11 protein-coding genes are annotated in these 12,912 nt (G+C 59.7%); 5 read left to right on the top strand and 6 right to left on the bottom strand.

The genetic code is table 11. The annotated features are described in order from the left end of the window. Positions 1-1,131 (top strand): class Ia ribonucleoside-diphosphate reductase subunit beta, encoded by a 1,131-nt coding sequence (gene nrdB, locus AB1E37_RS07380; protein WP_004140835.1) that lies wholly within the window; start codon positions 1-3, stop codon positions 1,129-1,131. After that, complete coding sequence (gene yfaE / locus AB1E37_RS07375) at positions 1,131-1,385, top strand: class I ribonucleotide reductase maintenance protein YfaE (RefSeq protein WP_002913017.1); 255 nt, start codon at positions 1,131-1,133, stop codon at positions 1,383-1,385. The genes nrdB and yfaE overlap by 1 nt, the downstream gene beginning before the upstream one ends. 461 nt (positions 1,386-1,846) lie before the next feature. Here yfaE and glpQ read toward each other — a convergent pair whose 3' ends face one another. Together glpQ and glpT are read right to left on the bottom strand one after the other, a co-directional pair. Further along, positions 1,847-2,917 carry a glycerophosphodiester phosphodiesterase gene (glpQ, locus tag AB1E37_RS07370; RefSeq protein WP_004899547.1) on the bottom strand — a complete coding sequence of 357 codons (1,071 nt, stop codon included), beginning with the start codon at positions 2,915-2,917 and terminating at the stop codon, positions 1,847-1,849. Between the two features lie 9 nt (positions 2,918-2,926). Then, positions 2,927-4,273 carry a glycerol-3-phosphate transporter gene (glpT, locus tag AB1E37_RS07365; RefSeq protein ID WP_002913019.1) on the bottom strand — a complete coding sequence of 449 codons (1,347 nt, stop codon included), beginning with the start codon at positions 4,271-4,273 and terminating at the stop codon, positions 2,927-2,929. A 271-nt stretch (positions 4,274-4,544) separates the two neighbouring features. Here glpT and glpA point away from each other — a divergent pair, with 271 nt between their 5' ends. Genes glpA through glpC form a run of 3 tightly spaced genes read left to right on the top strand, consistent with a single transcriptional unit; the run spans position 4,545 to position 8,591 of the window. After that, positions 4,545-6,167 carry an anaerobic glycerol-3-phosphate dehydrogenase subunit A gene (gene glpA, locus AB1E37_RS07360; protein WP_004899549.1) on the top strand — a complete coding sequence of 541 codons (1,623 nt, stop codon included), beginning with the start codon at positions 4,545-4,547 and terminating at the stop codon, positions 6,165-6,167. Continuing rightward, positions 6,157-7,416 carry a glycerol-3-phosphate dehydrogenase subunit GlpB gene (glpB, locus tag AB1E37_RS07355; RefSeq protein ID WP_004899550.1) on the top strand — a complete coding sequence of 420 codons (1,260 nt, stop codon included), beginning with the start codon at positions 6,157-6,159 and terminating at the stop codon, positions 7,414-7,416. Before glpA ends, glpB begins: the two co-directional genes overlap by 11 nt. Next, positions 7,413-8,591, top strand: a complete 1,179-nt coding sequence (glpC, locus tag AB1E37_RS07350) for an anaerobic glycerol-3-phosphate dehydrogenase subunit GlpC (protein ID WP_367777053.1) — start codon at positions 7,413-7,415, stop codon at positions 8,589-8,591. The genes glpB and glpC overlap by 4 nt, the downstream gene beginning before the upstream one ends. Before the next feature lie 21 nt (positions 8,592-8,612). Here the strand turns inward: glpC and yfaU are convergent, their stop codons facing one another. The 4 genes from yfaU to AB1E37_RS07330 are packed head-to-tail and all read right to left on the bottom strand — an operon-like array spanning position 8,613 to position 12,764. Next, positions 8,613-9,416, bottom strand: a complete 804-nt coding sequence (gene yfaU, locus AB1E37_RS07345; RefSeq protein ID WP_032447762.1) for a 2-keto-3-deoxy-L-rhamnonate aldolase — start codon at positions 9,414-9,416, stop codon at positions 8,613-8,615. A 14-nt stretch (positions 9,417-9,430) separates the two neighbouring features. After that, the gene (locus tag AB1E37_RS07340) at positions 9,431-10,720 is read right to left on the bottom strand and encodes an MFS transporter (RefSeq protein WP_002913045.1); all 1,290 of its coding nucleotides are present in this window, start codon (positions 10,718-10,720) and stop codon (positions 9,431-9,433) included. A gap of 42 nt (positions 10,721-10,762) precedes the next feature. Beyond that, on the bottom strand, positions 10,763-11,968 hold the full coding sequence (gene rhmD, locus AB1E37_RS07335; protein ID WP_004175029.1) for an L-rhamnonate dehydratase: 1,206 nt from the start codon (positions 11,966-11,968) through the stop codon (positions 10,763-10,765). A 10-nt stretch (positions 11,969-11,978) separates the two neighbouring features. Beyond that, a complete protein-coding gene (locus AB1E37_RS07330) occupies positions 11,979-12,764 on the bottom strand; it encodes an IclR family transcriptional regulator (RefSeq protein ID WP_002913046.1) in 786 nt (261 codons plus the stop codon). Positions 12,765-12,912: the final 148 nt, after the last annotated feature.

Here is a 12,912-nt window from a genome sequence, read left to right as displayed (position 1 = left end):
ATGGCATACACCACTTTTTCACAGACGAAAAACGATCAGCTGCTGGAACCCATGTTTTTTGGCCAGCCGGTTAACGTGGCCCGCTACGATCAGCAAAAATACGACATCTTTGAAAAGCTGATTGAAAAGCAGCTCTCCTTCTTCTGGCGTCCGGAAGAGGTTGACGTTTCCCGCGATCGCATCGACTACCAGGCGCTGCCGGAACATGAAAAACATATTTTCATCAGCAACCTGAAGTACCAGACGCTGCTCGACTCCATCCAGGGCCGTAGCCCGAATGTGGCGTTGCTGCCGCTGATCTCCATCCCGGAGCTGGAGACCTGGGTAGAAACCTGGGCCTTCTCCGAGACCATTCACTCGCGTTCGTACACTCACATCATCCGCAACATCGTCAACGACCCGGCGACCGTGTTCGACGACATCGTCACCAACGAGCAGATCCAGAAACGTGCGGAAGGCATCTCTCACTATTACGATTCGCTGATCGAGATGACCAGCTACTGGCATCTGCTGGGCGAAGGCACCCACACCGTCAACGGCAAAACCGTGACCGTGAATCTGCGCGAGCTGAAAAAGAAACTCTATCTGTGCCTGATGAGCGTTAATGCCCTGGAAGCGATCCGCTTCTACGTCAGCTTCGCCTGCTCCTTCGCCTTTGCCGAACGCAAACTGATGGAAGGCAACGCCAAAATTATCCGCCTGATCGCCCGCGATGAAGCGCTGCACCTGACCGGCACCCAGCATATGCTGAACCTGCTGCGCTCCGGCAGCGACGATCCGGAAATGGCGGAAATCGCCGAAGAGTGCAAGCAGGAGTGCTATGACCTGTTCGTGCTGGCGGCTCAGCAGGAGAAAGAGTGGGCGGACTACCTGTTCCGCGACGGCTCGATGATCGGCCTGAATAAAGATATTCTCTGCCAGTACGTCGAGTACATCACCAATATCCGCATGCAGGCGGTGGGCCTCGATCTGCCGTTCCAGACCCGCTCCAACCCGATCCCATGGATCAACACCTGGCTGGTCTCCGACAACGTTCAGGTGGCGCCGCAGGAAGTGGAAGTCAGTTCTTATCTCGTCGGCCAGATCGATTCTGAAGTCGATGCCGACGATCTGAGTAACTTCCAGCTGTAATGAAGCGGATCTTCCTGAAAATCTCTGACACTCGCCTTGAGTGTCAGGATGAACACCCTTCCCTGCTGGCGGCGCTGGAGTCGCATAATATCGACGTCGAATATCAGTGCCGCGAAGGCTACTGCGGCTCCTGCCGCACGCGTCTGGTCTCCGGCCAGGTTGACTGGCTGACCGAGCCGCTGGCCTTTATCCAGCCGGGAGAAATTTTGCCCTGCTGCTGCCGGGCGAAAGGCGATATTGAGATCGAGATGTAGTCTTGTCAGGTGGCGCTACGCTTACCTGACCTACAAAACCGCAGTTCGTAGATACTGTTATCGGTTTGCAACTTTTTCGCTTGAGAAAAACGTTTATCGCGTGTCGCTTCAGAGGATATTGCGCTCCCGGTTAATTTTTATGCAATATGTTTTCCGTGGCGCAGGGAGCGCACAGAGGGCGGCCAATCGCCGCCGCCCTCTGTACTCCCGGGCTCTGGCCGCCAAAATCGCCACTTCGTGGTTCCTTCGACTTATCCCGGCAGGCTTCGGGTCGGGCCGAGGCAGCGTCCCTGCAAATCACGGCCCTCAGCCCGCATCCATGCGGGCTGCCCCGGCCTGCCGGGTACGTCTCAGCGATTTTGAGGCCACCAACACCGGCAGTTTCAGCCAGCATCGTGAATAAATTAAAGGCAGGCCGCACAGACCGTAGGCCGGGTAAGGCGTAGCCGCCACCCGGCTTTTTAGCGTTTCGCGTCCAGGAACTGCACCGCTTTATCCGGGAAATCGGTAAATAAGCCGTCGACGCCCGCCTGGTTATACAGCACGTCATAGAGCTGATTAACGTTAGTCGCGTACTCCGGCAACTGATCCGCGCGCACGGTGTACGGATGCACCTGCAGATGGCTGGCATGCGCCTCTTTCACCATCGCCGTCAGCTTCACCGCCCCCGGCTTCGAGCCTTCCGCTACCAGCATATGGTAATCCGGGCCGATACCGTCGGCGTACTGCGCAATCTGCGCCATCGCCCCTGGCTTGAACATCCAGTCATAGCTGTAGTTCACCCACTTACCATCGGCCTGTTTCTGCTGGGTTTCATTCCAGTCGGTATAGGCGATGAGCTGCACCAGATTGAGATCCATCCCCATCTTCGGCTCCAGCTCATTTTTAATGCGTTTGAGCTCGTTGGCGTCAAAGCACTGCAGATAAACCTTATCCTGCTTGCTGGTATAGCCATATTCCTTCAGCACCTTCAATGTGCTGGCGGCAATATCTTTGCCTTCCTGGTGGTGGAACCACGGCGCTTTGATTTCCGGGTAGATACCGATGTTTTTGCCGGTTGAATGGTTCAGCCCCTGGACAAACTCAATCTCCTCTTCAAAGGTATGAATACGGAAATCGGATTTGCCCATCGGGAATCGACCGGGATAGGTTTGCACGTTCTTACCATTTTTCGGCTCAAAACCTTCGGTAAACTTCAGCGATTTAATCTCGGCCAGGGTAAAGTCGATGGCGTAGAAACGGCCATCTTTACGCGCCCGCTGCGGGAAACGCTGCGCAACGTCAGTCACCCGATCGAGATAGTGGTCGTGTAACACCACCAGCCGGTCGTCTTTGGTCATCACCAGGTCTTGCTCAAGGTAATCCGCCCCCTGAGCGTAAGCCATCGCTTTCGCCGGCAGGGTATGTTCCGGCAGATACCCGCTGGCGCCGCGGTGGGCGATGACCATTTTATCAGCCGCTGTCGCGCTGAAGCACAGCGCCGAACTGGACAGAATCATTCCGCTCATCAGCGCGGTGAGTTTCATTTTCATCGCCGCTCCTTAGGCTTGTTTCAGCTGTTGGTGATGGCGACGTTCACCGAGCATCACGATAACCAGCAGGATAACCGCCAGCACGCTGCCGCCGATCATCACCATAAAGCCGCCGTCCCAGCCGAAGAAATCGACGGTGTAGCCGACGATAGCGCTCGCGGCCACGGAACCGCCAAGATAGCCGAACAGGCCGGTGAAGCCCGCGGCGGTCCCGGCGGCTTTTTTCGGCGCCAGCTCGAGGGCATGCAGACCAATCAGCATCACCGGGCCGTAGATCAGGAAGCCAATGATGATCATACAGGCCATATCGACGCCCGGATTACCCGGCGGGTTCAGCCAGTAAACGACAGTGGCGATGGTCACCAGGGTCATAAAGAACACGCCGGTGGCGCCGCGGTTGCCTTTAAACACTTTGTCCGACATCCAACCGCACAGCAGCGTGCCCGGGATCCCCGCGTACTCGTACAGGAAATAGGCCCAGGAGGATTTATCCAGCGCGAAGTGTTTAACTTCTTTCAGGTAGGTCGGCGACCAGTCGAGAATGCCGTAGCGCAGCAGATAAACGAAGACGTTAGCGATAGCGATGTACCACAGCAGCTTGTTCGGCAGAATGTACTGCATAAAGATCTGCTTCGCCGTCAGCTCTTCTTCGTGCTTTTCGCTGTAATCGTCCGGGTAGTCGTTTTTATATTCTTCAATCGGCGGCAGACCGCAGGACTGCGGGGTGTCGCGCATCATTGCGAAGGCGAAAATCGCCAGCAGAATGGCGCCGAATGCCGGCATATACAGCGCCGCGTGCCAGTCGTTAAACCACGCCATCCCTAACAGGAACAGCAGCGGCGGAATGCCGCCGCCGACGTTATGCGCGCAGTTCCACACCGAGACAATCCCGCCGCGCTCTTTCTGCGACCACCAGTGCACCATGGTCCGGCCGCACGGCGGCCAGCCCATCCCCTGGAACCAGCCGCAGAGGAACAGCAGCACGAACATTATCATGATGCTGGACGTCGCCCACGGCACGAAGCCCATCACCAGCATCACCAGCGCGGCGAGGATCAAGCCAGCCGGCAGGAAAATGCGCGGATTCGAGCGGTCAGAGACCGATCCCATGATGAATTTCGAAAATCCATAGGCGATGGAGATACCGGAAAGGGCGAAGCCGAGGTCGCCACGAGAGAACCCCTGCTCGATAAGATAAGGCATCGCCAGGGCAAAGTTCTTACGAACCAAATAGTAGGCGGCATAACCAAAAAAGATGCCAATAAAAATCTGCCAGCGTAATCGGCGATATAGCGGGTCAATCTCCGCTGCTGGCAAACGCGCTTTATGCGCGGCGGGTTTAAAAATACTTAACATATCAGCCTCCGTGGCCCTTGCTGTTTTCTACTGACGTCACGACAAAATCCCAGATTAATCACCAACTTCAAATATGGTCGCGATGGTAGGCAATACGTAGAGTTGATACTGTGAAACATCGCACAATTTGTTACAGAAATATGACAAAACGTTCCAATGTGAGCACGAAATCACATAACACGCTCAAATAACGCGCGAATATGCTCGAAATCAAACAATAACCTTACTAATTGTGGCTAAATGGTGTTAAACGAAAGCAGAGGAGCTGAAGATGACGGGACGTATTGATAGCGAGGTCATTATCATCGGCGGCGGAGCAACCGGCGCCGGTATCGCCCGCGACTGCGCCCGGCGCGGATTACGAACGCTGCTCATTGAGCGCCATGATATCGCCACCGGGGCGACCGGCCGGAATCATGGACTGCTGCACAGCGGCGCCCGCTACGCGGTGACCGACAACGAATCCGCCCGCGAATGCATCAGTGAGAACCGCATCCTGCGCCGCATCGCCCGCCACTGTATTGAACCGACCAATGGGCTGTTTATCACCCTGCCTGAAGATGACCTGGCATGGCAGCAAACCTTTATCGACGCCTGTCAGCAGGCTGGCATAGAGGCCACGCCGCTCTCGCCGCAGGAAGCGCTGCGCCGGGAGCCCGCCGTCAACCCGACGCTGCTGGGCGCGGTGCAGGTCCCGGACGGTACCATCGACCCGTTTCGCCTCACCGCGGCCAATATGCTCGACGCCCGCGAACACGGCGCGCAGATCCTTACCGGCTGCGAAGTAACAGGCCTGCTGCGCCGGGGCGATCGCGTCTGCGGCGTCCAGGTATACGACCGCCAACTTCACCAGGCCCGCACTCTGTACGCCGGGATGGTGGTTAACGCCGCCGGGATCTGGGGACAGCGTATTGCGGAATATGCCGACCTGCGCATCACCATGTTCCCGGCGAAGGGATCGCTGCTGATCCTCGATCATCGGATTAACAACCTGGTGATCAACCGCTGCCGTAAGCCGGCCGACGCCGATATTCTGGTGCCCGGCGATACCATCTCGCTGATCGGCACTACCTCAATGCATATTCCTTATGACGAAATTGACGACAACCGGGTAACAGCGGCGGAGGTCGATACCCTGCTGCGCGAAGGGGAAAAGCTGGCGCCGGTCATGGGCCGCACCCGGATCCTCCGCGCCTACTCCGGCGTCCGCCCGCTGGTGGCCAGCGATAACGATCCCAGCGGGCGCGGCGTCAGCCGCGGCATCGTCCTGCTCGACCATGCCCAGCGTGACGGTATGGAAGGCTTCATTACTATCACCGGCGGCAAGCTGATGACCTATCGCCTGATGGCCGAGTGGGCCACCGACGCCGTCTGTCGTAAGCTGGGAAACACCACCCCCTGTACCACGGCCGAAGCCCCGCTGCCCGGTTCACAGGAGCCAACGGAAAGTACCCTGCAAAAGATTATCTCCCTCCCCACCCCGCTGCGCGGCTCGGCCGTCTACCGTCACGGCGATCGCACCCCGTCCTGGCTTGGCGACAGCCGCCAGCACCGTAGCCTGGTCTGCGAATGTGAAGCCGTCACTGCCGGTGAAGTGAAATACGCGGTGGAAAACCTGGCGGTCAACACCCTGCTCGACCTGCGCCGCCGCACCCGGATTGGCATGGGGACCTGTCAGGGGGAACTCTGCGCCTGCCGCGCTGCCGGACTGCTGCAGCGCTTTAACGTCACCACGCCCGCGCAGTCGTTAACCCAGCTCTCGGAATTTCTCAATGAACGCTGGAAGGGCGTGCAGCCCATCGCCTGGGGCGATGCGCTGCGCGAAAGCGAATTCACCCGCTGGGTCTACCTCGGCCTGTGCGGATTGCCACAGGAGCACCGGGATGAAGTTTGATTGCGCGATTATCGGCGGCGGGCTCGCCGGCCTGCTGTGCGGGCTGGCCCTGAATCAGCACGGCCTGCGCAGCGTCATCATCAGCCGCGGGCAGAGCGCGCTGCATTTTTCCTCCGCGTCGTTAGACCTGCTCTCGGCGCTGCCCAACGGCGATCACGTCACTGACGTCGCACAAGGTCTGCAGCAGCTCGCTGAACAGCTTCCTGAACACCCTTATTCCCGGCTCGGCGCCGAGGCGGTACTCAAATACGCGACACAGACCGAAGCCCTGCTGGCCGCCTGCGGCGCGGTGATGCAGGGCGATGCGCGCCGGCCGCACCGGCGGGTAACGCCGCTGGGGACGTTGCGCCCGGCATGGCTGTCGCCCCTTGAGGTGCCTGTCGCGCCCCTGCCGTCGCAGGGCGCCTGTCTGGTGGGGATCAGCGGCTTTGCTGATTTTCAGCCGCATCTCGCCGCCGCCGCGCTCGGTCAACACGGAGTTACCGCCGCGGCGGTGGAAATCGAGTTACCGCTGCTGGATGTGCTGCGTGACAACCCGACCGAGTTTCGCGCCGCCAATATCGCCCGCGTCCTGGATGATGAGAATATGTGGCCGGCCCTGCATGCAGCGCTGCTACCGCTGGCGCAGCAGTATGACCTGCTGATCATGCCCGCCTGTTTTGGCCTCGCCGACGATCGCCTGTACCACTGGCTGCAGGCGCGTCTACCCTGCCCGCTGCGTCTGCTGCCGACGCTGCCGCCTTCGGTTCCCGGGATGCGTTTGCATTCTCAGCTGCAACGCCAGTTCATTCGCGAGGGCGGCGCCTGGCTCGCAGGCGATGAGGTGGTGAAAATCAGCCATCGACAGAACGCCGTCGAGGCGGTCTGGACGCGCAATCACGGCGATATTGCGCTGCGTCCGCGCTTTACCGTGCTGGCCAGCGGCAGCTTTTTCAGCAACGGTCTTGTCGCCACTCGCGATAGCGTGCGCGAGCCGATCCTCGGCCTCGACCTTCACCAGACTCTGCCACGGGAAAGCTGGTACCAGCGCGATTTCTTCGCCTCACAACCGTGGCAGCGCTTCGGAGTGAAAACCGATGCCCTGCTGCGCCCCCTGCTGGGCGGGCAGCCGTTCCATAATCTGTTCGCCATCGGCTCATTGCTCGGCGGGTTCGATGCCATTCAGCTCGGCTGTGGCGGCGGCGTCTGCGCCGTTACCGCGCTGCACGCCGCCAGACAGATCCACGCCCTTGCCGGAGGCCGGCCATGAACGATACCCGTTTTGAAAGCTGCATTAAGTGCACGGTCTGTACCACCACCTGCCCGGTAAGTCGGGTCAATCCGCGCTATCCCGGCCCGAAACAAGCGGGGCCGGACGGCGAACGCCTGCGTCTGAAGGATGGCGCGCTGTACGACGAGGCGCTGAAGTACTGCATTAACTGCAAGCGCTGCGAGGTCGCCTGCCCGTCGGATGTGAAAATTGGCGATATCATTCAACGCGCCCGGGCACAGTACGGCCAGCAAAAGCCGACCCTGCGCGACGCCATCCTCAGCCATACCGACCTGATGGGTACCCTTTCCACCCCCTTTGCCCCCCTGGTCAACGCCGCCACCGGCTTAAAACCGGTGCGCCGTCTGCTCGACGCGACGCTCAACATCGATCACCGGCGTACGCTGCCGAAATATGGTTTCGGCACCTTCCGCCGCGCTTACCGCCAGCTCGCCGCCCGTCAGAAGCAGTACAGCGAACAGGTGGCTTTCTTTCATGGCTGCTACGTCAACTATAACCATCCACAGTTGGATAAAGATCTGATTCGCGTCGTCAACGCGCTGGGTACCGGGGTGCAGTTGTTATCAAAAGAAAAATGCTGCGGCGTACCGCTCATCGCCAACGGTTTTTTCGACAAGGCGCGTAAGCAGGCGCAGAGCAACGTCGCCGCGATGCGGGAAAACACGCTACCGATCATTGCCACCTCCTCGACCTGCGCCTTTACGCTACGTGATGAATACCCCCATCTCCTCGATGTCGATAACAGCGATCTTCGCGATCGGGTCGAGCTTGCCACCCGCTGGATCTGGAAACAGCTGGCTGCCGGCAGGACGCTACCGCTGCGCCCGCTGCCGCTGAAAGTGGTCTATCACACCCCGTGTCATATGGAAAAGATGGGCTGGTCGCTGTATACCCTCGAGCTGCTGCGGCTGATCCCCGGCCTGCAGCTGGAGGTGCTGGATTCCCAGTGCTGCGGCATCGCAGGCACCTACGGGTTTAAAACTGAGAATTACGCGGTATCCCAGGCTATCGGCGCCCCGCTGTTCCGTCAGATTGAGGAGAGCGAGGCCGACCTCGTCGTCACCGACTGCGAGACCTGCAAATGGCAGATTGAGATGTCCACCAGCAAACGCTGCGAGCATCCGCTGACGGTGCTGGCGCAGGCGCTCGTCTGAGCCCAGCGCCAGCCTGTGCCGTCAATAGCTCGTTTTCTCTTGCGGCTGGGCGCTGGCAGATTTAAACATCGCCAGCCGGCGGTCCAGCGCCTGGGTATACAGCATGGTATCCACCCCGACGGCGACAAAGTTGGCCCCCCAGGCAAGACATTTTTCCGCCATCGCCGGGTCGACCGCCAGAAATCCGGCCGCTTTCCCCGCCGCGCGAATGCGCCGGATGCTCTGCTCGATCACCCGCTGCACGTCAGGGTGACCGGCATCGTCCGGGTAGCCCAGCGAGGCGGAGAGATCCGCCGGACCGATAAACACCCCGTCAATGCCTTCCACCTCGAGAATAGCGTCCAGGTTCTCCAGCGCGGTTCGGCTCTCGACCTGAATCAGCAGACAGAGTTCGTCATTCGCCTCCGCCATATAATTCTCCACCCTTCCCCAGCGCGCCGCTCTCGCCACGCCGGCGCCAACGCCGCGGCTCCCGATGGGGGGATAACGGGTCGCTGAGACCACCTCCCGAGCCTGCTCGACGGTATCGACCATCGGCACCAGCAAGGTTCTGGCGCCAATATCCAGCACCTGTTTTATCAGGCTGCGGTTGCCCTCGACCGGGCGAATGACCGGCTGGCTGGCATAGGGGGCAATCGCCTGCAGCTGATGATAAAGATCCTGAATGGTGTTCGGGGCATGCTCGCCGTCGATCAGCAGCCAGTCGTATCCCGACGTCGCAGCGATCTCCGCCATGTAGGATGAGGTGGAGCTCAGCCACAGGCCGATTTGCGTCTCACCGCGTAATAATCCCCGTTTGAAGGGGTTAGATAACAGTGCGTTCATAGCGATTCCTTTATTCAATGCTGTACGCTGCCGCGCTGGGGTACCGCGCGGGTAAGGCTCAATGAAAAGATAATGACCACCCCGACAATGGCGACGCCGGCCAGGGTTAACAGTCCGGCGGCGCTGCTGGCGAACAACGTTTCGGCCTGCACGCGCACGATCGGCGCCAGAAAACCACCGATGGCGCCAAACAGGTTAACAAAGCCAATCCCTGCGGCCAGCGCCGTGCCGGACAGCAGCTGCGTCGGCATCGTCCAGAAGACCGGCTGCACGGCTATCACCCCGACCGCCGCCACGCACAGCGCGATGATAGCCAGCACCGGCGCCACCAGTCCGGACACCGCAATCCCGACCGCCGCCGCCAGCAGCGTCAGGGCGGCAATATTGCGTCGCTCGCCGGTGCGATCGGAGTAGCGAGGGATAAGCCAGGTGCCAAACAGCGCCGCCACCCACGGGATGGCCGTCACCACCGAGGCAACGAAGCCGACTTTGGTGCCCAGCAGCGCAGCAACCTGGGTGGGCAGGAAGAAAATCAGACCATAGACCGCCACCTGAATGGTCAGATAAATCAGCGCCAGCTGCCAGACCCGCCCGTTACGCAGCGCATCGGACAGGCGCGAGGCAATCTTTTTCTCCTCCTCGCGCGCCAGCTCGCTTATCAGCGCCTGTTTCTCCGCTGCGCTCAGGAAGCGGGCATGCTGCGGCGAATCGTCCAGCCAGAAGAAGGTGAACGCTCCCGCGGCGACGGCGAGCAGGCCTTCAATGACAAACATCCAGAACCAGCCGGGATGGCCCATAAATCCATGCATCTCCAGCAGCGCACCGGATAAAGGCGATCCCAGCGTCAGGGCCAGCGGCGCGCCCATATAAAACAGCCCCATAATGCTGGCGCGGTTTTGCTGGGGAAACCACTGTGAAGTGAGGTAGATCATTCCTGGAAAGAAGCCCGCCTCCGCCGCGCCCAGCAGGGTACGTACCAGCAGGAATTTCGCTTCCGTATCCGCCCACGCCATCGCCGCCGACAGCACGCCCCACAGCAGCGTGGTGCAGCCGATCCATCGCCTGGCGCCAAATTTGCGCATCAGCAGATTGGCCGGCACCCCGAGGAAGGCATAGACCACAAAGAAGATACCGGCCCCCAGCGCGTAGGCCTCATTGCTGAGTCCGGTATCCAGCTGGTAGGTCTCTTTGGCGAAACCGATATTAGAACGGTCAAGAAACGCCAGCACGTACAACGCCAGCATAAAGGGGATTAAGCGGGCGCGGTTTTTCTTCACCACGCTCTCCAGCAGAGTGTTGCTCATCATAATATCCTCAGGCGCGGGCCGCCGGGCGGCCCGACGCAATCAGTGTTGATAAGGACGCTTCAGGTTGCAGTCGCGATTGAGCTCGACGCCAAAGCCGGGTTTATCCAGGACCGATTTATGAATGCGCCCTCTCTCCGGCACCGGCTCGCCGAGCAGGATCGGGTCGAACTGCGGGCGCAGCGTGGCGCAGTCCGGACTGGTCATCAGAAACTCACTGAACGGCGTGTTGGTGAAGGTGATCACCGCATGATGTGAGTAAACCGACGAGCCGTGGGGCACTACCAGCTGCCCGCGCGCTTTGGCGATGGCCGCGATCTCCACCAGGGTGGTTAAGCCGCCGCACCAGCCAACGTCGGGCTGCATAATATCGATGCCGGTTTCCGACAGAGTGCGGAAGGACTGCAGCGTGCCGTGGTGCTCGCCGCTGGTCACCATCATCCCGGCCGGCGCCTGGCGCTTCAGCTCGCGATAGCCTTCATACTGCTGCGGCGGCAGGCACTCTTCGATCCACTTGAGGTTATAAGGGGCGCAGGCATGGGCAAGTTTGGTGGCATAGTTAACGTCCTGGCTCATCCAGCAGTCCAGCATTAACCAGAAATCCGGGCCGCATTTTTCGCGCATATCCGCCACCATGGCGACGTCTTTGCGGATCCCGGCGTCGCCATCGTGCGGCCCCCAGTGGGTAGGCATTTTGCCGCCGATAAAGCCCATCTCCTGCGCCAGGTCCGGACGTGCGCCGGTGGCATAGAACTGGATTTCGTCGCGCACCGCCCCACCCAACAGTTTGTAGACCGGCAGGCCAACCACTTTCCCGAACAGGTCCCACAGCGCCAGGTCGACACAGGAGATGGTATTCATCACCAGGCCGCCGGATCCCGCGTAGTAAAGGGTGGCGTTAAGCATCTGGTCATGGATCAGTTTGATATCGCTGACGCATTTGCCTTCGATAAAGCGGTTGAGATGTTTTTCGACGATAAAGCAGCCCATCTCCCCGGCCGTCGACACCGCAAAGCCGGTCTGTCCGTTGTCGGCTTCCACTTCCACAATCAGCGTCCCCAGCACGTTGATGCCAAACGACTGCCGGGACTGCTCATACTGTTTATATTTGCTCATCGGGGTGGCGATATGATCGTCAATCCAGTGGTTAGCCCCCTGGTCGTGGTAATCGCCGCCGCCGGCGCCCTGCTCTGCTGTAGCGCCGCCGATGAACCAGGCGCGGACGTGTTTAATTTTCGGTAGGGTCATGATGTTCTCCTTATGATGAGGCGAGTTGTTCGAAGGGGCTTTTCCACCCCAGCAGACGTGAAATATCTTTCGCGCAGGCAATCGCCTTACCAGCCAGGTAATCGCGATTGTCTTCATTGATTTGCAGACGGGTACCCACCACCGAGATGGCGGCGGTCAGGTCGTTATTGGCGTTAAATACCGGGGCAGCCACGCAGCGCACATCCGGATAGTCCTCGCCATTATCAAAGCTCCAGCCCCGGGCGCGGATCCGCCCCAGCTCCTCCCGCAGCTGTTGAGCATCGGTGATGGTCGTTGGCGTGGCCCGCTCCCACTGCAGGTCTTCGATAATCGACGCCTGAACGCTGGCGGGCTGCCAGGCCAGCAAACATTTGCCGATCCCGGAGCGGTAAAGCGACAGGCTCTTACCCTCATGCGAGCGCACGCTGATGGTGGCGGGAGACTCAATTTTCAGAATGTAGTAGGCGTTACCCTGATCGATAATGCCCAGATGACAAAGCAGGCCGCACTCATCCATCAGCCGGGTGAGGCGCGGCCGCGCCAGCTCGCGCAGGTCCATTTTGCTCAGCGCCTGCCCGGCCAGCTCCACCAGCTTGGTCCACAGGCAGTAGTTATCCTGATTATCCATACTGATGAAGCGCTGCTTTTTCAGCTCGCCCAGCAGCAGATACACCGTGCTTTTCGGGATCCCCAGCTCCGCTATTATCGTCGCCGCGCTGCAGGGGCCGATGCGGCCAATTAAATTGAGGATCTCAATCGCGCGGGTCAGCGCCGGGACTTTCGTTGATTCCAACATACTGGACTCCAATCCTGAATACTGGAATCAGTGTTGCGATTGTCCGGGCGGTAAAGTGTGAGCGACATCGCGGGGCAATCGTTTCCCCGTATACTGGACCGTTCGCAGCAGAAAATTGTGACTTAACGCACAGAATTTTTTCAGAAGA

This window comes from Klebsiella sp. Shm-1, assembly GCF_040804525.1.
In the GTDB taxonomy this organism is placed as follows: Bacteria; Pseudomonadota; Gammaproteobacteria; order Enterobacterales; family Enterobacteriaceae; genus Klebsiella; species Klebsiella pneumoniae.
Note: the sequence above shows the minus strand (reverse complement) of the source record. Positions and strands in the feature narration are given on the sequence as shown.

What these genes read in the sequence shown, in the direction of transcription:
- nrdB (WP_004140835.1), top strand. Translation starts at nt 1, where the DNA reads ATGGCATACACCACTTTTTCACAGACGAAAAACGATCAGCTGCTGGAA.
- yfaE (WP_002913017.1), top strand. Translation starts at nt 1,131, where the DNA reads ATGAAGCGGATCTTCCTGAAAATCTCTGACACTCGCCTTGAGTGTCAG.
- glpQ (WP_004899547.1), bottom strand. Translation starts at nt 2,917, where the DNA reads ATGAAAATGAAACTCACCGCGCTGATGAGCGGAATGATTCTGTCCAGT.
- glpT (WP_002913019.1), bottom strand. Translation starts at nt 4,273, where the DNA reads ATGTTAAGTATTTTTAAACCCGCCGCGCATAAAGCGCGTTTGCCAGCA.
- glpA (WP_004899549.1), top strand. Translation starts at nt 4,545, where the DNA reads ATGACGGGACGTATTGATAGCGAGGTCATTATCATCGGCGGCGGAGCA.
- glpB (WP_004899550.1), top strand. Translation starts at nt 6,157, where the DNA reads ATGAAGTTTGATTGCGCGATTATCGGCGGCGGGCTCGCCGGCCTGCTG.
- glpC (WP_367777053.1), top strand. Translation starts at nt 7,413, where the DNA reads ATGAACGATACCCGTTTTGAAAGCTGCATTAAGTGCACGGTCTGTACC.
- yfaU (WP_032447762.1), bottom strand. Translation starts at nt 9,416, where the DNA reads ATGAACGCACTGTTATCTAACCCCTTCAAACGGGGATTATTACGCGGT.
- AB1E37_RS07340 (WP_002913045.1), bottom strand. Translation starts at nt 10,720, where the DNA reads ATGAGCAACACTCTGCTGGAGAGCGTGGTGAAGAAAAACCGCGCCCGC.
- rhmD (WP_004175029.1), bottom strand. Translation starts at nt 11,968, where the DNA reads ATGACCCTACCGAAAATTAAACACGTCCGCGCCTGGTTCATCGGCGGC.
- AB1E37_RS07330 (WP_002913046.1), bottom strand. Translation starts at nt 12,764, where the DNA reads ATGTTGGAATCAACGAAAGTCCCGGCGCTGACCCGCGCGATTGAGATC.